Origin of the sequence: Actinomadura montaniterrae (assembly GCF_008923365.1) — a bacterium.
GTDB classification, from domain to species: Bacteria; Actinomycetota; Actinomycetes; order Streptosporangiales; family Streptosporangiaceae; genus Spirillospora; species Spirillospora montaniterrae.
Window position 1 is genome coordinate 1 of the sequence record NZ_WBMR01000030.1, and the last position, 19,085, is coordinate 19,085.

Annotated in this window: 19 protein-coding genes and 1 tRNA gene; 2 read left to right on the forward strand and 18 right to left on the reverse strand. The window is 71.6% G+C overall.

What is annotated here, in order from left to right:
* The 12 genes from F9B16_RS13555 to F9B16_RS13610 all read right to left on the reverse strand — a co-directional run.
* Positions 1 to 1,015, reverse strand: a 1,015-nt coding sequence (locus tag F9B16_RS13555) for an ABC transporter ATP-binding protein (RefSeq protein WP_225991605.1), incomplete at its 3' end; no start/stop codon positions are given.
* A 592-nt stretch (positions 1,016 to 1,607) separates the two neighbouring features.
* Positions 1,608 to 2,000 (reverse strand): 50S ribosomal protein L7/L12, encoded by a 393-nt coding sequence (gene rplL / locus F9B16_RS13560; RefSeq protein WP_151540396.1) that lies wholly within the window; start codon positions 1,998 to 2,000, stop codon positions 1,608 to 1,610.
* A 56-nt stretch (positions 2,001 to 2,056) separates the two neighbouring features.
* Positions 2,057 to 2,644: a 50S ribosomal protein L10 gene (gene rplJ / locus F9B16_RS13565; protein WP_151540397.1), complete on the reverse strand. Its 588-nt coding sequence runs from the start codon at positions 2,642 to 2,644 to the stop codon at positions 2,057 to 2,059.
* A 345-nt stretch (positions 2,645 to 2,989) separates the two neighbouring features.
* Positions 2,990 to 3,874 carry a LolA-like protein gene (locus F9B16_RS13570; protein ID WP_151540398.1) on the reverse strand — a complete coding sequence of 295 codons (885 nt, stop codon included), beginning with the start codon at positions 3,872 to 3,874 and terminating at the stop codon, positions 2,990 to 2,992.
* Positions 3,875 to 3,993: 119 nt separating this feature from the next.
* On the reverse strand, positions 3,994 to 4,845 hold the full coding sequence (locus tag F9B16_RS13575; protein WP_151540399.1) for a LolA-like protein: 852 nt from the start codon (positions 4,843 to 4,845) through the stop codon (positions 3,994 to 3,996).
* Positions 4,846 to 5,089: 244 nt separating this feature from the next.
* Positions 5,090 to 5,956, reverse strand: a complete 867-nt coding sequence (locus F9B16_RS13580; RefSeq protein WP_151540400.1) for a hypothetical protein — start codon at positions 5,954 to 5,956, stop codon at positions 5,090 to 5,092.
* A 149-nt stretch (positions 5,957 to 6,105) separates the two neighbouring features.
* Positions 6,106 to 7,641, reverse strand: a complete 1,536-nt coding sequence (locus F9B16_RS13585; RefSeq protein ID WP_151540401.1) for a class I adenylate-forming enzyme family protein — start codon at positions 7,639 to 7,641, stop codon at positions 6,106 to 6,108.
* Between the two features lie 166 nt (positions 7,642 to 7,807).
* The gene (gene rplA / locus F9B16_RS13590; RefSeq protein ID WP_151540402.1) at positions 7,808 to 8,524 is read right to left on the reverse strand and encodes a 50S ribosomal protein L1; all 717 of its coding nucleotides are present in this window, start codon (positions 8,522 to 8,524) and stop codon (positions 7,808 to 7,810) included.
* A gap of 61 nt (positions 8,525 to 8,585) precedes the next feature.
* The gene (gene rplK / locus F9B16_RS13595; protein ID WP_151540403.1) at positions 8,586 to 9,014 is read right to left on the reverse strand and encodes a 50S ribosomal protein L11; all 429 of its coding nucleotides are present in this window, start codon (positions 9,012 to 9,014) and stop codon (positions 8,586 to 8,588) included.
* Positions 9,015 to 9,138: 124 nt separating this feature from the next.
* On the reverse strand, positions 9,139 to 10,041 hold the full coding sequence (nusG, locus tag F9B16_RS13600; protein ID WP_192808774.1) for a transcription termination/antitermination protein NusG: 903 nt from the start codon (positions 10,039 to 10,041) through the stop codon (positions 9,139 to 9,141).
* Between the two features lie 101 nt (positions 10,042 to 10,142).
* Positions 10,143 to 10,391, reverse strand: coding sequence for a preprotein translocase subunit SecE (gene secE, locus F9B16_RS13605; protein WP_151540404.1), 249 nt, complete (start codon positions 10,389 to 10,391; stop codon positions 10,143 to 10,145).
* 122 nt (positions 10,392 to 10,513) lie between these two features.
* Positions 10,514 to 10,586, reverse strand: a tRNA-Trp gene (locus F9B16_RS13610).
* Positions 10,587 to 10,842: 256 nt separating this feature from the next.
* Between F9B16_RS13610 and F9B16_RS13615 the strand changes: the two genes are divergently transcribed.
* Entirely contained in the window at positions 10,843 to 12,054 is a 1,212-nt protein-coding gene (locus tag F9B16_RS13615; RefSeq protein WP_151540405.1) for a pyridoxal phosphate-dependent aminotransferase, read from the forward strand.
* Positions 12,055 to 12,176: 122 nt separating this feature from the next.
* Here F9B16_RS13615 and F9B16_RS13620 read toward each other — a convergent pair whose 3' ends face one another.
* The 3 genes from F9B16_RS13620 to F9B16_RS13630 form a co-directional block, all read right to left on the reverse strand.
* Positions 12,177 to 12,932, reverse strand: coding sequence for a hypothetical protein (locus tag F9B16_RS13620; RefSeq protein WP_151540406.1), 756 nt, complete (start codon positions 12,930 to 12,932; stop codon positions 12,177 to 12,179).
* A gap of 3 nt (positions 12,933 to 12,935) precedes the next feature.
* Positions 12,936 to 13,445: a SigE family RNA polymerase sigma factor gene (locus tag F9B16_RS13625; RefSeq protein ID WP_151540407.1), complete on the reverse strand. Its 510-nt coding sequence runs from the start codon at positions 13,443 to 13,445 to the stop codon at positions 12,936 to 12,938.
* 79 nt (positions 13,446 to 13,524) lie between these two features.
* Positions 13,525 to 14,523 carry a hypothetical protein gene (locus F9B16_RS13630; protein ID WP_151540408.1) on the reverse strand — a complete coding sequence of 333 codons (999 nt, stop codon included), beginning with the start codon at positions 14,521 to 14,523 and terminating at the stop codon, positions 13,525 to 13,527.
* Positions 14,524 to 14,733: 210 nt separating this feature from the next.
* Between F9B16_RS13630 and F9B16_RS13635 the strand changes: the two genes are divergently transcribed.
* Positions 14,734 to 15,846 (forward strand): adenosine deaminase, encoded by a 1,113-nt coding sequence (locus tag F9B16_RS13635; protein ID WP_151540409.1) that lies wholly within the window; start codon positions 14,734 to 14,736, stop codon positions 15,844 to 15,846.
* Between the two features lie 343 nt (positions 15,847 to 16,189).
* On the opposite strand, the gene F9B16_RS13640 is transcribed toward F9B16_RS13635, so the two are convergent.
* The 3 genes from F9B16_RS13640 to F9B16_RS13650 all read right to left on the reverse strand — a co-directional run bounded on the left by F9B16_RS13640 (position 16,190) and on the right by F9B16_RS13650 (position 18,966).
* Positions 16,190 to 17,608: an MFS transporter gene (locus F9B16_RS13640; protein WP_151540410.1), complete on the reverse strand. Its 1,419-nt coding sequence runs from the start codon at positions 17,606 to 17,608 to the stop codon at positions 16,190 to 16,192.
* Positions 17,609 to 17,670: 62 nt separating this feature from the next.
* Positions 17,671 to 18,300, reverse strand: a complete 630-nt coding sequence (locus F9B16_RS13645) for a TetR/AcrR family transcriptional regulator (RefSeq protein ID WP_151540411.1) — start codon at positions 18,298 to 18,300, stop codon at positions 17,671 to 17,673.
* An 81-nt stretch (positions 18,301 to 18,381) separates the two neighbouring features.
* Entirely contained in the window at positions 18,382 to 18,966 is a 585-nt protein-coding gene (locus F9B16_RS13650) for a TMEM165/GDT1 family protein (protein WP_151540412.1), read from the reverse strand.
* Positions 18,967 to 19,085 lie beyond the last annotated feature (119 nt).

Genomic DNA, 19,085 nt, shown 5'->3' on the forward strand with positions numbered 1-19,085 from the left:
GGGCCGCCGGGGCGGCGGCCGCGCCGGCGGACATGGACGCCACGTACCGCGGCCACTCCTCCACCCAGTTGCGGCCGAGGTCGTCGATGAACGACCCGGGCGGCGGCGTGACGCCGTGCGCGGCGCACCAGGCGCCGGGGGCGTGCATGCCGGCGCGCAGCATGCCGTTGCTGGGCATCTGCTGCGGCGGGATGGGGGGCAGCTTGCCGGAGTCCAGGCCCATCTTCGACTCGGCCTCGAGCTCGGAGGCGTCCTTCTCCTCCGACATGCCGATCGGGCCGATCTTGCTGGCGTTGAGGAACTGCCGGACGACCGGCTCCTCGCTGGACAGCAGCATCTCCCGCGGCCCGAACATCGCCAGGTGCCGCTGGTACAGCAGGCCGATGTTGTCGGGGATGGTGCGGGCGGTGTTGATGTCGTGGGTGACGATCAGGAACGTGGCGTTGAGCTGCGCGTTCAGGTCGATGAACACCTGGTTCAGGAACGCGGTGCGGACCGGGTCGAGGCCGGAGTCCGGCTCGTCGATCAGCAGGATCTCGGGGTCCAGCACGAGGGCGCGGGCGAGGCCGGCGCGCTTCTTCATACCGCCGGAGATCTCGCCGGGCAGCTTGTACTCGGCGCCGAGGAGGCCGACCATCTCCATCTTCTCGAGGACGATGCGCTTGACCTCGGACTCGGACTTCTTGGTGTGCTCGCGCAGCGGGAAGGCGATGTTGTCGAACAGGTTCATCGACCCGAACAGCGCGCCGTCCTGGAACAGCACGCCGAACAGCTTGCGGGTCTCGTAGAGCTGCGACTCGGGCAGGTACGGGAGGTCCTTGTCGCCGATCCAGATGTGCCCGCGGTTCGGCTTGAGCAGGCCGACGAGGGACTTCAGGAAGACCGACTTGCCGGTACCGGACGGGCCCAGAAGAACGGAGATCTCACCTGCGGGGATGGTCAGCGACACGTCCTGCCAGATCACCTGGCGGCCGAAGGACTTGGTCAGGCCCTCGACTCTGATCTCGACGCCCACTCGTCACCTTTCGTCCAGGCCGGGGGAATCCCGAACCAATGAGCGAGTAGCACTCTGGCTCTGTCTGCCCGTCACACCTCGTGTCCGCCTCGTTGCTACCGTCCGGTAGCCGTGACGGGTGCCACTACCGTAGCGGCCCCCCGTCCAAATGGAAGGGGTTCCACCCCAGATCAGCGGCAAAATCCGACGTCGTAAGACAATCGTTACTTACGGGCCCTATGAGACTAGTGGTCCAAGAACCGGCGCCTCAAGCGGGGGGGTGCGGCGGCGCGCTGGAACCGCCGGCCGGGACAGGAGCGGCCGGGTGTGGCCACAGCGCCAGAACGGGACGCTACGCCGCCCGCCGACTACCGCACAACCCGCCCCGGCACACGCTTTTCACCAGCTCTTTATCACTCCCCCACAGGAAACCCACCCGGAACGCGCCCTCCCTTGCACCCGCACGACAACCCGCCCGCTCACGGACCGGCGACACGCCCGCCCACCTGCGCAAGGACCCGGCACGAAAAGAGGCGGCCGCCCCACCCGAAGGTGGGACGGCCGCCTCGAAAGAGCAGCGGAGCCGCGCGGGCCCCGGACGCTCCGGAGCGCCTTACTTGACGGTGACCGTCGCGCCGGCCTTCTCCAGGGCCTCCTTGGCCTTGTCGGCCGTCTCCTTGTTGACCTTCTCGAGCAGCGGCTTCGGCGCGCCGTCGACCAGGTCCTTGGCCTCCTTGAGGCCGAGGCTCGTCAGGGTGCGAACCTCCTTGATGACCTGGATCTTCTTGTCGCCGGCACCCTCGAGGATGACGTCGAACTCGTCCTGCGCGGCGGCCTCCTCGCCACCGCCGGCGGCACCGGCGGCGGGGGCGGCGGCCACGGCCGCGACGGGCGCGGCGGCCTTGACGTCGAAGACGTCCTCGAACTGCTTCACGAAGTCGGACAGCTCGAGGAGGGTCATCTCCTTGAACGCGTCGAGCAGCTCGTCGGTGCTGAGCTTCGCCATGATGTTTCCTCCGCTATGGCTTAACGATCTGGGGTCTTACGGGGAACCGCGGGTGCCTACTCGGCGGGTGCCTCGTCGGCGGCCTCGGCGGCCGGCGCGTCGGCGGGGGCCTCGGCGGTCTCGCCGCCGGCCTCGCGCTTGGCGCGCAGCGCCTCGGCGAGCTGGGCCGCCTGCGTCGGCAGGGCGTTGAAGAGCGCGGCCGCGTTGGCCATGGAGCCCTTCATCGCACCGGCCAGCTTGGCCAGCAGGACCTCGCGGGACTCGAGGTCCGCCAGCCGGGTGATCTCCGCGGCGTCCATCGACTTGCCGTCGATGAAGCCGCCCTTGATCACCAGCAGCGGGTTGGCCTTGGCGAAGTCACGCAGGCCCTTGGCGGCCTCGACCACGTCGCCGCGGACGAACGCGATGGCCGACGGGCCTTCGAGCAGCTCGCGGAACTGCTCGTCGACACCGGCCTCGTTCGCGGCGCGCTTGGTCAGCGTGTTCTTCACCACGGCGAACTTCGCGGTCTCGCCGAGGTTGGTGCGCAGCTCCTTGAGCTGCGCCACCGTCAGCCCGCGGTACTCGGTCAGCACGGCGCCGTTGGAGCTCTCGAAGTCGTTCTTGAGCTCGGCGATCGCCGCGGCCTTCTCGGCCTTAGCCATGTGGCCTCCTTCCGATTACCTGGGTGGTCAGGACCCTCGCCCGGCCCTCGCGGGTCGGGCGCCGATCCACCAAAAAACGCCCCGGCGCAGGTGTGCACGGGGCGTCATGCCAGGCCCGGGAAGGCCAAGCGGAAGGCTCACGTCTCACCTACGCAGGCCGCCCGAACGGATCGGGACCTTCGGCCGTCCCTCGCGGAACGGCGACCGGCGGTCTTCGGCAGACAACAGAGTACGTGCCGGGACGGCGCGAGGCCAAATCGGGTGCGAGGCCGAATCGGGCGCGCGGCCGAATCGGCGGAGGGCCGCGCTGTTCGGCAGCGCGGCCCTCTCCATCCTTCGTTCGCGTCAGGCGCCCGGGGTGAGGCCGGCGCCCATGCCCTTCATCAGCGAGGCGAAGTCGGTGACCTCGTTCGCCGGCGGCGCGGTGACCTGCACCGGCTTGCCGAAGTCGCGGTAGCTGGTGGTGATCGTCATGACGCCGGCGGCGGTCTGGCCGGTCTTCATCGTCATCTTGCGGGGCAGTTGCTGCCCGTCCACCCACAGGTCGAAGTGCATGTCGCCGTTCATGCCGGACTTCGCCAGGTTCTTCTCGTACGCCTGGCGCTGGTCGGCGGGGAGCTTCGCGACCGCGTCCGCCATCCGGTAGGTGCCGGTGAAGTGCGTGGTCTGGATGCCGTTCACCGTCTCCTTGCCGACCTCGCGCGCGTCCTTGGACGCCGTCAGCATCTTGGTGTTCTGCACCGGGTCCATCTGCTGCGACTGCTGGAGCAGCTGGTCCATGTTCAGCCCGGACTTCGCGCCGACCTCGTCCAGCGACAGCTTCACCCAGGTCTTCGCGGACGCGCCGCCGCCGAGCTGCGCCAGCTGCGGGATCTTCATGTAGATCGTGCGGCCGACCAGCACCTCCTTGATGCCGGCCATCGACTTGCCGCCGACCGACATGCTGTCGAAGTTCATGCCGAAGGCCAGGTCGGGCTTCGTCCGGTACTGCATCGTGCCGGACATGTCGATGTCGCCGCTGGGCGAGCCGGTCGACGTCATCGACATGTCGGCCTGGAAGGAGTCGATCTGGCCGGTCTTCTGCGCCGTCTTGCCGAGCACCTGCGCGGCGGTCAGCTTGATGTTCTTGCCGGCCTCGTCCACCTTGTTGCCGGCGTCGCCGAGACAGCCGGTCAGCGCGAGGGCGAGGCCGGCGGCGGCCGCCGTGCCCGCGGCGAAACGTCGGATCATGGGGGAATCTCCTCGGTCTGCGTCGTGATGCCCGGACGCTCGGACCGGACCCTGAATGAGACGCAGGGGAGACTAGCGGGGTTCAGTCTGTCCTGTGATGTCCGTGTGTGAGCTGTGCGTCAGTTTCCGCCCAGCAGGGACCCGAGCGACATGGTGCCGACCTGGTCGGACGGCGGCGGGTTCACCCCGAAGGACTTGCCGTAGTCGCTGTAGAGCACCGTCACCGAGCCGTTGTCGCCCTGCTTGTCGGACGCCTTGGACACGAGCTTGCGCGGCAGGTTGTTCCCGTCCGTCCACAGATCGAAGTTGATCTTGCCGTTGGCGTGGTCCTTCGGCAGCCAGCCATCGACCTTGTCGCGGGTCTGGGCGTCGAGCCGGTTCAGCGCGTCCTGGACGGTGACCGTGCCGGCGTAGTGGACGGTCTTGACGCCGTCGACCGTCTCGGTGCCGACCCGGTGGGCGTCCTTGGAGCCGGTGAACATCTTGGTCTGCTCGGCCGGGTTGACCTTCTCGACCTGGTTCACGAGGTTCTGCACGTCGAAGCCGGTGCGCTGGGACACCTGGTTCACGTCGATCTTCACCCACGGCTTGCCGCCGGTGACGAACTGCGCGAGCTGCGGCACCTTGGCGTACAGCGTGTTGTCGGTGAAGATCGCCTGGCCCTTGGCGCCCGGGACGGTCTGCCCGTTGTGGGTGACGTCGTCCAGCTGCGCGCTGAACTTCAGCGTCGGCTTGAGCCGGAACTGGCCCGTCGCGTGGATCTTCCCGGAGTCCGAGCCGGAGCCGGTGACGGTCAGGTCGGCCTTGAAGGTGTCCGACTGCGCCGTCTTCTGTGAGGATTTCAGCAGCGCCTCGTTGGCGCTCAGCTTCATGTTCGCGTTCGAGCCCGACCCGTCCCCGTTGCACCCGGACAGGAGGAGCGCGGCACCCACGGCGGTGCCTCCGGCGGCCACTACCAGTCGTCGGTTCATGAGGATTCGGCCTCCCTTGTCGCCCTGCTGGTGTTCCCCAGTCTGTCGGGGCGCTAACGGCGCTACATCCCCCGGTGGTACGAACGGGTCCCACTGCGGTACGACCATCGGCGTACCCCGTACATGGCCGAACGGACGTGTCCCAGAGCGCGCGCGGCGGGCGTTCCGGGACGGGTCGAGCGGCGTTCCCGGAGGGTCCGGGCGGGCGTTCCTGGAGAGTCCGAACGGGCGTTCCGGGAGGGTGTCAGCGGTAGGAGCCGAAGTTCATCGTGCCGTTGAACGTGCCGCCGGGCGCGTTCGCCGCCAGCCCGATCGTCGCCGGCCGGTCCTGCTTCCCCGAGGACAGTTCGAGCGAGACGCCGGCGTCGTCCGGGATCACCTTGCGGGCCTCGTCCGCGGCCTCCTTCGGCAGCAGGCCGTACACGCTGCCCATCAGCGCCTTCGCGAGGTAGTAGGTGCGGCCGTTCGCGTCCGGGCCGGTCACGACGTTGCCGGGCACGCCGCGGATGAGGTAGGTGAACTGCCGCGGGTCGGAGCCGGCCCGCAGCTTCTCCAGCTGCGCGGCGCTCAGCTTGGACTTCGTCCACTTCTCGCCGTCGAACCCGGACAGCGTGGCGCCGCTGATGATCACCTTCTGGGTGATCTCGCTGAGCGTGCCGTCCTTCATCGTCTGCGTGACGCCGACCGCGTTCATCGAGAACGACGGCCACAGGCTGATCGTCGCCGTCTCGGTGGCCTGCTTGTAGTCGCCGCTCTTCCCGTACGACACCATCACGCTCGTCTTGCGGACGAACGACTTCAACTCGGGGCCGGGCTTCGGCGACGGGTTCGCGGCGGTGCCGCCGGTCCCGGTCGTCCGCCCGCCCGGCGTGCCGCCGCCGGTTCCGGTGCCCGAGCCCGGCGCGCCGGACGCGGACGGCGTCACCGCGCCGGACGTCGCGCTGTTCGGGTTCGCCGGGTCCGCCTGCGCCATCTGCGCGCTCGGCGGCAGGTCGCCCGAGTCCTTCGACGCCATGACGCCCGTCTTCACCGCCATCAGGATCGCGGTGGGCACGACGGCCACGGCCGTGACGGCGGAGACGGCGATGATCCGGTCGGTTCGGCGCTTCACAAGGACGATTCAACACCAAGCACACCAAACGCAACAAAACAATCAGTCCAATAGAACTGTCCTGATGCGGCCGCGGTTCGCGGTATCCCGCAGGTCAGCGCCATTTCACGATGCGGAGGCGCGGCGCGGGGCCCGCGCGCGACCGCGTCTCAGGCCCCGGCCAGGCGGTCGCGGAGCACCGCCTTGCGGATCTTGCCGGTGCCGGTGCGCGGCAGCGCGTCGACGTACTCGATGCGGCGCGGCGTCTTGAACCCGGCGAGCCTCGCCCGGCACGCGCCGATCAGCTCCTCGTCCGCCGGACGCGCGCCGTCCGCCACGATCACCGCGCACACCGACTGGCCCCAGCGCGGGTCCGGCAGCCCCACGACGGCGACCTCCCCGACGCCCGGGACCGTGCGCAGCACGTCCTCCACCTCACGGGACGAGACGTTCTCGCCCCCGGTCACGATCACGTCCTTGAGGCGGTCGACCAGGTACAGGTAGCCGTCCTCGTCGACGCGGCCGACGTCGCCGGTGCGGAACCAGTCCCCCGCGAACGCCTCGGCGGTGGCGGCCGGGTCGTCCCAGTAGCCGGGCGTCACCTGCGCGCCCCGCACGACGACCTCGCCGAGCGCCCCCGGCGGCACCGGCGCCCCGTCCTCGCCGATCACCCCGATCTCGACGCCCTCGGCGGGACGTCCCGCCGACGCCGCGAGCTCGGGCCTCGACGCGAGGGCGGCGCGGTGGTCGTCCGGGGACAGGAACGTCGCGTTGCCGGACAGCTCCGTCATCCCGAAACCCTGGTTGAGGTCGCAGCCGAGCACGTCGTGGACGCGGCGCAGCAGCGGAACCGGCATCGGCGCCGAACCGTACGAGACCACCCGCAGCGCGCCGCGCAGCACCGCCAGTGCGGCCGGGTCGTCCGCGAGGTGGGCGAGCAGGTCCTCCAGCATCGTCGGCGCCAGCGACACGTTCGTGACGCCGTGCCGCCGCGCCGCCTCCACCAGGTCCGCCGGACGGAACCGGCGCATCACCACCGCGTGCCGCCGGAACAGGTGATGCAGCATCACCTGGTAACCCGCCACATGGCACAGCGGGAACGGCGTGCAGAACACGTCCCCCGGACGGACCGGACGCCCCGACGCCGACACCCGCAGGCCCGCGAGCAGGCTCCGGTGCGTGAGCCGCACACCCTTGGGACGGCCCGTCGTCCCGCTGGTGAGCATCAGCCACGCGACCTCGTCCGCGCTCGGTTCGGTGCGGGCGGGCCGTGCCGGCGCATCCCACGGCACCTCGGTGACGGGGACGAGCGGTGGGTGCCCGGCGCCCAGTTCTCCCTCGCCGGCCAGCCGGTCGAGCAGGTCCGGCTCACCGAGGACGAGCGCCGCGCCGCTCCGCGCGATCTGGTCGGCCCACTCCCGGGGATGCAGCCGCTGGTTGAGCGGCACGAGGACCCGGCCGTCCAGCGGGACCCCGTAATAGGCGGCCACGTACTCCAGCCGGTTGTGCGCTAGCAGCGCCACGCGCGCCCCCGGCGGGCACCGCTCGCTCAGGTAGGCGCTCAGCGCGTCCGTGTGCGCGCGCAGTTCTCGGAACGACCATGTCGTCCCGTCCACCGACAGCGCCGGAGCGTCGGGGGCGTCCTCCGCCGCGGCGTCGAGCACGTCGTAGAGCCGTTGGAGGTCCCCGCGCGGCGATCCGCCCATCACGCCCCTCTCCTCAAGATCCGGCGACGCAATCTACCGGCCGGGCCCGCCCGCCCGGCCCGCCGATGCCGCTCAGCGGAACGCCCCGCGAAACGCGGCAGGGCGCCTCCCGAAGGAGACGCCCTGCCGTTTCGCCCGTTCCGGCCGCGGGCCGGGAAGCCCGCGATCAGGCCTCGTCGAGCTCCGCGGTGAGGTTGCGGACCGCGTTCGGGTCGACGGGGATGCTCGGCCCCATCGACGTCGTCAGCGCGGCCTTCTTCACGTACCGGCCCTTCGCCGCGGACGGCTTGAGCCGCTGGATCTCCTCGACCGCCGCCGCGTAGTTCTCCACCAGCTGGCGCTCGTTGAACGACGCCTTGCCGATGATGAAGTGCAGGTTCGCGTGCCGGTCCACCCGGAACTCGATCTTGCCGCCCTTGATGTCGGTGACGGCCTTCGCCACGTCCATCGTCACCGTGCCGGTCTTCGGGTTCGGCATCAGGCCGCGCGGGCCGAGCACCCGGCCGAGGCGGCCGACCTTGCCCATCTGGTCCGGCGTCGCCACGACCGCGTCGAACTCCAGGAACCCGCCCTGGATCCGCTCGATCATGTCGTCCGACCCGACGAGGTCGGCGCCGGCCTCGCGGGCCTCCTCCGCCTTCGCGCCGCCCGCGAACACCAGCACGCGGGCCGTCTTGCCGGTGCCGTGCGGCAGGTTGACGGTGCCGCGCACCATCTGGTCCGCCTTGCGCGGGTCGACCCCGAGCCGCAGCGCGACCTCGACGGTCGCGTCGAACTTGGTGACAGTGGTCTCCTTGGCCAGCTTGACGGCCTCGGCCGGGCTGTACAGCCGCTCCCGGTCGATCTTCTCGGCCGCCGCGCGGTAGCCCTTGCTGCGCTTCATGCTCGTTCCTCCAAGGAACTCGTGGTACGGGCCGCGCCCGGCCCTGCCACTGGGTGGTGAACTACTTGACCTCGATGCCCATCGACCGCGCGGTGCCCGCGACGATCTTCTCCGCGGCCGCCAGGTCCTTGGCGTTGAGGTCGGGCATCTTGGTCGTGGCGATCTCGCGGATCTGGTCCGCGGTGACCGAGCCGACCTTGGTCTTGTGCGGCTCGCCGCTGCCCTTCTCGACACCGGCGGCCTTCAGGATGAGCTGCGCGGCCGGCGGGGTCTTGGTGACGAAGGTGAACGACCGGTCCTCGTAGATGGTGATCTCTACGGGGATGACGTTGCCGCGCTGGGACTCCGTGGCGGCGTTGTACTGCTTGCAGAAGTCCATGATGTTGACGCCGTGCGGACCGAGCGCGGTACCCACCGGCGGCGCCGGCGTGGCCTGGCCGGCCTGCAGCTGCACCTTGACGAGTGCGGCGATCTTCTTCTTCGGAGGCATATGAACCCCTATGTCCCGTTGATCGGTGGTTCCGACTCCCGGTCGCCCGGGCAACACGGCGGCGGGACGCGTCCGCCGTGTAGGAACCGCTTGGAAACTCGTGCCCCGCTCGCGCGGGGATGCGTCAGATCTTGGAGACCTGGTTGAAGCTGAGCTCGACCGGCGTCTCCCGGCCGAAGATCGAGACCAGCACCTTGAGCTTCTGCTGCTCGGCGTTGATCTCGTTGACGGTCGCGGGGAGGGTGGCGAACGGGCCGTCCATGACGGTGACCGACTCGCCGACCTCGAAGTCGACGGTGGCGGCGACCTTGGCCTGCTCCTTGGCCTTGGCGACGCCCTCCTCCGGCTCCGGCGCCAGCAGGTTGGCGACCTCGTCCAGGCTCAGCGGGGACGGCTTGTTCAGCAGGCCGACGAACCCGGTCACGCCCGGCGTGTTGCGGACCGCGGCCCACGACTCGTCGGTCAGCTCCATCCGGACGAGGATGTAGCCCGGCAGGACCTTCTCGTTGACCTTCTGCCGCTTGCCGCCCTTGATCTCGGTCACCTCGTGCTGGGGGACCTCGATCTGGAAGATGTAGTCCTCCATGTTGAGGGTCTGGGTGCGGGTCTCGATGTTGGTCTTGACCCGGTTCTCGTACCCCGCGTAGGAGTGCACGACGTACCAGTCGCCCGGCTGGAGGCGCAGCTGCATCTTGAAGTCGGCGTACGGGTCGGCGGGCGGCTCGGCCTCGGCCTCTTCGTCCGCGGCCTCCTCGCCGGCCTCTTCGTCCGCGCCCTCCTCGGCGGCGGGCACGTCCGCGGCCTCGGCGCCCTCGACGGCCTCGGCGAGGTCGGCGGCGTCCGCGGCGGCGTCGGGGGCGACGCCCTCGCCCTCGAGCTTCTCGTCCGCGGGCTCGGCCTCGCCGGCGGCGACGGCGGCCTCGGCCGCGTCCTCGGCGGGCTCGGCCGCCTGGCCGGCCGCAGCAGCCGCGGCGGACTGGGCCTCGTCAACGGCCTCGTCGTAGGGCGGCTGTGAGGGCTCGGACACGGTGACTCTCTCTCCGGACGGTCTGCGGTGATGGATTTACGGTGCTGGCTTGCGGGTGGTGCGGCCGGGCCGGGCGGCGGTGACCGCGCGGCGGGTCGGGCTCAGCCGAAGATCTCGTAGATCCCCTTCTGCAGGCCGTAGTCGAATCCGGACACGATCGCGACCATGATCAGCACGAACACCAGCGACACGGTGGTGTAGGTGACGAGTTCGCGGCGGGTCGGCCAGATGACCTTGCGCAGCTCGGCGATGACCTGGCGCACGAACAGCGCCGGGGTGGTCCGCCTGGGGGCGGGCTTCCCCTTGCCCTCGTCCTTGGCCGCGGCCTCGCCGCGCGTCTCAGTCGCCATTGCCGCCGTTCACCTCATAGGTCGTGTTCCAACCACCCAGTGGTTGTCGCGCGGACCCGCGCCGCGGGACGCCACGGCGGGCGCCGTGGCGCGGCCGGCACCGGTGCGCGCACCGCACCTCGCAGGGCAGGAGGGACTCGAACCCCCAACCGCCGGTTTTGGAGACCGGAGCTCTACCAATTGAGCCACTGCCCTTCATTCTCCGGTTAAGGAGAACACCCCGGCCGCGGGACCGGGTGGGTGCCGTGCCCCAGCTTACGACCTCTTGGGGATGCCCGTGTGCGGACAGGGTCGTATACCGGTGACGCGTCACTAGGGAGGTGAGTCTACGTCGCCGAGCGCCCCGCGTCGAACCGGACGGCGCGCGAACCCCCGCGCCCGCCGCGGACGCCGTGCCACCGGCCCGGATATATCGCTCGGGTCACGGCCTCGCTTCTGTAACGATAGGGATATGAGCATCGACCGTCCTCGCATCTCCAAGCGCATCGCCGCGATATCCGAGTCCGCAACGCTGGCCGTGGACGCCAAGGCCAAGGCCCTGAAGGCGGCGGGCCGCCCGGTCATCGGCTTCGGCGCGGGCGAGCCCGACTTCCCGACGCCGGACTACATCGTCGAGGCGGCGGTGACCGCCTGCCGGGTGCCGCGCTTCCACAAGTACACGCCGGCGGGCGGGCTGCCGGAGCTGCGCGCCGCCATCGCCGAGAAGACCGAGCGGGACTCCGGCTACAAGGTCGAGGCGTCGCAGGTCCTGGTGACCAACGGCGGCAAGCAGGCGGTGTACGAGGCGTTCGCGGCGCTGCTGGACCCGGGCGACGAGGTGCTCGTCCCGACCCCGTACTGGACGACCTACCCCGAGTCGATCAAGCTGGCGGGCGGCGTGCCGGTGGACGTGGTCGCCGACGAGACCACCGGCTACAAGGTGAGCGTCGAGCAGCTGGAGGCGGCCCGCACCGACCGGACGAAGGTGCTGCTGTTCGTCTCCCCGTCCAACCCGACGGGCGCGGTGTACTCGCGCGACGAGATCGAGGCGATCGGCCGCTGGGCGGACGAGCACGGCCTCTGGGTCATCACCGACGAGATCTACGAGCACCTCGTGTACGGGGACGCGGAGTTCCACTCGATGCCCGTCGTGGTGCCGGAGCTGGCCGACCGCACGCTGGTGCTGAACGGCGTGGCGAAGACGTACGCGATGACGGGCTGGCGGGTGGGCTGGCTGATCGGCCCCGCGGACGTGGTGAAGGCCGCCGCGAACATGCAGTCGCACGCTACGTCGAACGTGGCGAACGTCTCGCAGGCCGCGGCGCTCGCCGCGGTGACCGGCGACCTGTCGGCGGTCGCGGAGATGCGCAAGGCGTTCGACCGGCGCCGCCAGACGATCGTGAGGATGCTGAACGAGATCCCCGGCATCGTGTGCCCGGAGCCGGAGGGGGCGTTCTACGCGTACCCGTCGGTGAAGGCGCTGCTCGGCAAGGAGATCCGCGGCAAGCGCCCGGAGACGTCGGTGGAGCTGGCGTCGCTGATCCTGGAGGAGGCCGAGGTCGCGCTGGTGCCCGGCGAGGCGTTCGGCACCCCCGGCTACTTCCGCCTCTCCTACGCCCTGGGCGACGACGACCTCGTCGAAGGCGTCTCCCGCGTGGCGAAGCTCCTCAACGAGGCAAGCTGAAGCTCGAATGAGAAGGGCCCCGAGGCATTCGCCTCGGGGCCCTTCTCATTCGAGGACGCTCCGGCGGGGTCGTCCTGGCGGCCCCTCTCCGCCATTCGAGGACGTCCCCGCCGGAGCGTGGTCTAGGGGCGCACGCCTTCGGCGATGCGCATGAGCTGGTCCTTCGCGGTGCCGGCGGCGGTGACGGTGACGCCGGTGCCGGGCTTGGCGATCCAGGAGACCTGACGGCCGGAGCCGGGGCGGTCGCCGGTGAGCGCGGGCATGCCGCGGACGGTGGTGCGGGTCGGGACGCCGCCGACGGGGGCGAGGTCGGCGAGGCCGACGCCGCTGCCCTTGACGAGGGCGATCTGCACCGAGCCGTCCGTCCCGCCCCATTTGCAGGTGGTGGTGCGGCGCTTGGCGTCGCCGGTGACCGTGCAGGGGCCGGCGGCGGTGAGGCCGCCCGGCAGGTACGTGACCCACGCCGGGAGCTTCACGGTGGCGCCGGGGCCGCCGGGCCGCCCGCCTCCCCCGCCGGCGTCGCCGCCGGACCGCGGGCGCGCGGACGGCTTCGGCGTGGATCCCGCCTCGGGCCTCCCCTCTGGCGACGGGGACGCGGGGAGGCCCGAGGCGGGCCGCCGTTCCGGCTGCTCGAGGATCGCCGGTCCGCCCGAGGGGCGGGAGGTGGCGGAGTCTCCGGCAGGTGTGGCCCGGAACGACTGGTAGGTGGGCACCAGGGCGAGCGCGGCGACGGACGCGGCGGCGACGCCGACGGTGGCGCGGATCCGGTTCGTGCGGCGCCGGTGGCGGCGCCGCACGTCGGCCACGAGCGAGGGCGGCGCGGCCGTCCCGGCCACCTGCTCGGCCATGGCCGCGCGGAGTTCGCTCTCCAGGTCCATCGTTCAGCTCCCCATTGGCGCCAGGTTCGCGCCGAGTCGCTCCCGGAGTCTGGCGAGCCCCCGGGAGGCCTGGCTCTTGACGGTGCCGACGGAGCAGCCGAGCACCTGTGCGGTCTCCGCCTCCGAGAGGTCCTCCCAGAAGCGCAGCACCAGCACCGCCCGCTGCCGGGCGCCGAGCCTGCGCAGTTCGTCCATGAGCGTCCCCCTCAGCTCGACGGCGTGGGTGCCCGGGAGCGTCGGCGTCTCGGGCGGCCTCGCCATGTGGATCTCCCGCAGCACCTTCCAGCGCCGGGACCGGCTGATCACCAGGTTGACCAGGATCCGGCGCACGTAGGGCTCGGGGTCGGTGTCGGCGTCCAGCCGGCCCCAGTGCCGGTACGCCTTCTCCAGCGCGGTCTGCAGGATGTCCTCGGCGTCCTGCCGGGCACCGCACATCAGCGAGGCGGTGCGCAGCAGGGCATCGCCGCGTTCCGCCACGAACTCAACGAACGACTCGTCGTCTCGACGCCCCACTGTGCTCCGTCCGGGTGGAGGGGATCCCGCGTCCTGGGCGGACGGCCCCGCGCCTGGCCGTCCGCCCGGGTCCTTGCCGCTACTGCGCCTGCCGCAGGGCGGTGGCGACGTCCTTCGGCCCGCCGGCGAGGACGGGGCTGCCGTTCACGAACAGCGAGTAGCCGTTCGGGTCGAACACCAGGACCCCGCCGCCGCGCGGCCCCTGGTAGGCGGCGAAGCCGTCGACGGTGAGCGGGGTGCCGCCCTCGGGCAGCTTCAGAGCCTGCCGGAGCTGATTCTGCGTCATCCCGGCGGGGGTCTTCAGCGTTTCGACGGTGAGCCACCGGCCGGCCTTGCCGGTCCACTTCTGCGTGACGGCGCAGATGTTCAGCTTCTTGAGGTCGGCGGTGCCGGGGGTGGCGGCGCTGTACTTGAGGCCCTTGGCGAGCATGACGGTCTTCTCGACGGGCCCGCCGATCTTCACGGCGGGGGCGAGGGTGCGGCAGTCGAGCGCGGGCACGGCGGGCACCGCGGGCTTGCCGGGGACGCGCGCGGACGGCTTGGTGCTCGGGACGCCGCCCTTCGGCAGCGGCTTGGCGGACGGCGCGCACGCCGGCAGCTCCGGGTGGCCGGACGGGAGCGAGGTCGGCTGGGTACCCGGGGCGACGACGCCGGGGACGCCGGGGTTCGGGACGCTGACCGTGGGCTTGGCGGCCTCGGCCTTCTTCTTGGCGGTCTCGGCGTCCTTGCGGAGCTTCTCCGTGCCGGGCAGCTTGCTCGCGGGCACCTTGCCCTCGGGCAGCTTCCCGGTCGTCGGCAGGCCGGCGGTCGGCACGTCGCCCGGCTTGGGCAGGGCGCCGGTCTTCGGCAGCTCGCCGGTCTTCGGCAGCTTGCCGTTCTTCGGCGGCTGCGCCGGCAGGCAGGTCGGCGCGGTCTTCGGCGCGGCGTCGACGACCCGGTGCGCGGCCGGCAGCTTCGAGTCGCCGGACTGGAGGCCCGCGTCCTGGTGGGAGCCGGTCATGGCCCACGTGGCGCCGCCGCCCACGGCCACGGTCCCGATGGCGCCCGCCGCGATCAGTGCGGCCTTCAGCGTGATCATCGTCTGTGTCCCTCTCTGCCCGTCCGGTTGTTCTCCTCTTGCGCCCCTCGTATACGCGCGACCACGGAACGGGGTTGCACGCGTTTCCCAAGTTTTTTCGGTGATGTCCACGGGCGGGGATGGCCGCCGGGTGCCATGCGGGGTAGTCCGGTGTGATGATCCTGGTGGGGCGGGGGTTCAGCGGGACGCGCGATCCGGCAACATTGGTCCATGGAGGCCCGTACCGTGTCACCCCGCCCGTCCCACGACCGTTCCGCGCGAGCGGACGCGGAGCCGGCCCGCCGCGAGCCCGCCGCCGCGCGGCCCCGCTCCGGCCGTCCGGACGTGGCCCTGCTCCCGAAGGCGCACCTGCACCTGCACTTCACCGGGTCGATGCGGCATTCGACGCTGGTGGAACTGGCCGCCGAGCACGGCGTCCACCTGCCGGACGCCCTGGTGGAGGACTGGCCGCCGAAGCTGCACGCCACCGACGAGCGCGGCTGGTTCCGGTTCCAGCGGCTGTACGACATCGCCCGTTCCGTCCTGCGGACGCCCGACGACATGCGGCGGCTGCTCCGCGAAACGGCGGAGGACGAGGCGGCGGAAGGGTCGGGCTGGCTGGAGATCCAGGTGGACCCGAGCGGCTACGCGGCGAAGTTCGGCGGGCTGACGCCGACCGTCGAACTGGTGCTGGACGCGGCGCGGGAGGCGGGCGAGGCGGCGGGCGTCGGGATCGGCGTGGTGATCGCCGCGAACCGGACCCGGCATCCCCTCGACGCCAAGACGCTCGCACGGCTGGCCGTCCGGTACACCGGGCAGGGCGTCGTGGGGTTCGGGCTGTCGAACGACGAGCGGCGCGGCCGGGCCTACGACTTCGAGGGGGCGTTCCGGATCGCCAAGCGGGGCGGGCTGCTGTCGGACCCGCACGGCGGCGAGCTGCTCGGCCCGGCGAGCGTCCGCGAGTGCCTGGAGACCCTCGACGCCGACCGGATCGGGCACGGCGTGCGGGCCGTGGAGGATCCCCGGCTGCTGGCGCGGATCGTGGACCGCGGCGTGACGCTGGAGGTGTGCCCGGCGTCGAACGTGAGCCTGGGGGTGGCAGCGCGGCCGGAGGACGTCCCGGTACGGCGGCTGTTCGAGGCGGGCGCGTCGATCGCGCTGGGCGCGGACGACCCGCTGCTGTTCGGGTCCCGGCTGGCCCGCCAGTACGACATCGTCCGCGACGTGCACGGCTTCTCCGACGCCGAGCTGGCGGAGCTGGCGCGCCAGTCGGTGCGCGCATCGGCCGCCCCGGACGACGTCCGCAAACGCCTCCTGGCCGGCATCGACGCCTGGAGGAGTTAGTTTGCAGTGCCCTCGGCGTCAGGCGCTAGAGCGCCTTCCTTCAACGGGCACTGCGTGCGATCGCTGTGTTGACTGCACCGCCCTCGGCGGTCGGGCCCTGGAGGCCCTCCCTTCAACGGGCACTGCGTGCGATCGCTGCATCGCTCCGGCTCGGCCCTGGGGGCCTCGCTGCGCGATCAAGTTCTCGCAAGCTCGAACTTGGCTTCGCTCGCGATCGCGACGGTTCAGGTCGCAGCGGGGCTGGGGTCGTCGGCTGAGGTCGTCGGGAGGCGGGGGCGCGGGCTGAGGTCGCCGGGGGCACGGCGGGGCGTCCGCTGGGGGACGGCCCGCCGCGGCGGCGTGGTCAGGCGGGGGTTTCGGCGGGGGCGGGGGTTTCGGCGGGGGCCTGCTCGGCGGTGACCGGGAGGTGGGCGGGGATGAGGAGGGCGGCGACGGCTCCGGCGCCGATGGCGGCGACGCCGAGCCACAGGGCGGGCTGGAGGCCGTCGGTGAACGCCTGCGGGCTGGTGAAGTCGCCCCGCGCGGCGAAGACGGCGCCGAGGACCGCGATGCCGAGGACGGTGCCGAGCTGGCGCAGCGAGTTGCTCACGCCGGACGCCACGCCGGACAGCTCCGGCGGCGCGAACCCGAGGACGGCGCGGGCGAGCGGCGGGAAGAACAGCGCCATGCCGACGCCCGCGAGGACGAACGCGGGCACCATCGCGGCGTAGCCCACGGTCGGCGAGAGGACGGCGGCGAGCCAGGCGAGGCCGGCGGTCTGGAACGCGAGCCCGATCGCGAGGACGTACCGGATGCCGAGGCGGGCGATGAGCGGCGGGGTGAGCGGGGCGATGAGCAGCGGCATGCCGGTCCAGGGCAGGGAGCGGACGCCGGCGCCGAGCGGGCTCATGTGCTGGACGCCCTGCATGAACTGGATGAGCAGGAACGTCGCGCCGAACATGCCGAACGACATGACGAGGGACAGACCGTTGACGATGCTGAAGCCGCGGCTGCGGAACATCCGCAGGGGCAGCATCGGCTCGGCGGTGCGCGCCTCGTAGGCGACGAAGGCGGTCACGAGGACGGCGCCGGCGATGAGCGCGCCGAGGACCTGGGCGCTCGTCCAGCCGTGCTCGTTGGCGCGGACGAGGCCGAGGACGAGCCCGAGGACGCCGCCCGCGATGAGCACGGTGCCGGTGAGGTCGAGGCGCTTGGCGGCGCCGCGGCTCTCGGTGAGGAACCCGGGCGCGAGGGCGAGCAGCACGGCGCCGACGGGCACGTTGATCCAGAAGATCCACTGCCAGGTGGCGGCCTGGGTGACGGCGCCGCCGAGGACGGGGCCGAGCGCGACGCCGAGGCCGCTCATCATGCTCCAGGCGGCGAGCGCGACGCCGCGCCGGGCCGGCGGCACGGCGGCGGCGAGGAGGGTGAGGGTGAGCGGCATGACGATCGCGCCGCCGGCGCCCTGGACGGCGCGCGCCGCGATCAGCGTGCCGATGTCCGGGGCGAGCGCGGCGGCGGCGGACGCGCCGGTGAAGACGGCGAGGCCGCCGATGAACAGCCTGCGGCGCCCCCACCGGTCGGCGATCGCGGCGGCGGGCAGTAGCAGCACGGCGAAGGTGAGCGTGTAGGCGTTGACCGTCCATTCGAGGCCTTCGAGGCCGGTGTCGAGGTCGGTGCGGATGTCGGGGAGCGCGTTGGTGACGATGAGGTTGTCGAGCGCCACCATGAACAGCGCGATGCCGGTGACGATGAAGGTCCGGACGGGATGCGGCTCCTTCATTAGTTATCACTCACTAACTTAGAGGGGTAAAAAAAATGGGCGCTCGCCGGACGGCCGCCCGTTCACGGGCCGTCCGGGCTCTCCTCCTCCTTCGCGGGGCGGGAGCCGGCGTCGTCGATGTCGAAGCGGCCGGGATCGGTGCCGCGCAGGCCCTCTGCCCAGGCGTCCAGCGACGGGCCCAGCTCGTCGCCGGGTGTGTGCGGGACCTTGAACGCGGTCAGCACGTTCACCAGCGTGCCGACCGCCATGAACCGCACGACCTCCTCCGGCGGGGCGCCGCTCAGGTCGCCGATCAGCCGGAACAGCCGCGCCCACCGGTGGTGGCCGAGCCGGGCCAGCTCGTCCTCGCCGACCGCGGCGCCGTAGATCTTGAGCTGGAAGCGCAGCAACGTCGGGTCCTCGCGCAGGAGGCGGCGGTAGGCGTCGGCCATCGCGACCATGGCCTCCTTGCCGTGCAGCCCGCCCGCCGCGTCCCGCAGCACGGTCTCGATGTCGGAGAAGCAGCGGTCGGCGGCGGCGAGGAACAGGGCGCGCTTGGTCGGGAACAGCCGGAACATGTAGGGCTGCGAGACGCCGATGCGCTCGGCGATGGCCGCGGTGGACGTGCCCTCGTAGCCGCCGCTCGCGAACTCGGCCATCGCGGCCTTGATCGCCATCTCGCGGCGCTCGCCGGCGCTCATCCGGGGGCTCATGGGTCGAAAGTTAGTGTCCGATCACTAACTTCGTCAAGACCCGGCGGCGGGCCGCCGCGCGCGATCCCGCCGCCCACCGGCTCAGCCGACGACGCCCTCGACCAGCAGCAGGACGCCGAACACCGCGAACCCCGCCGCCGCGCCGTACTTGATGACCCGCTCGGGCAGCCGCTTGCCGAGCATCTGCCCGACCACGATCGCCAGCGCGTCCGCCGCGACCATCCCGACCGTCGAGCCGAGCCAGATGCCGGTCAGCCCGAGGAAACCGCCGTGGTCGGCGGCGAGGGTGATCGTCGCGAGCATCGTCTTGTCGCCCAGCTCGGCCAGGAAGAACGCCGTGCCGACGGCCAGGATCGCCGAGCCGCGCGCCTTGCGGGCCTTGTCCCGCTCCTCGTCGTCCAGCTCGTCGCCGCGCAGCGTCCACAGCGCGAAGCCGAGGAACGCCAGCCCCGCGAGGACCGAGATCGGACGGGTCGGCAGCGCGGCGCCGAGCACCGCGCCGACCACCACGCTCGCCAGGTGCACCAGCGCGGTCGCGGCGGTGATGCCGATCAGCACGGGCATCGCACGGAAGCGCGTCGCGAAGGTCATAGCCATGAGCTGGCTCTTGTCGCCGAGCTCCGCGACGAAGATCACGGCCAGGCTGATGATGAATGCGGTGACCACCGGGTCCCTCTCGCTCGGATGCCGGGCGGAGGGCTGGGGGAGCCGTTTCGGGCTGCGCGACCTCGACCCGGCATGACTGCCGGGCCGAAGGTCTCGTCCGCCTCCTGCGGAGGCCCGCG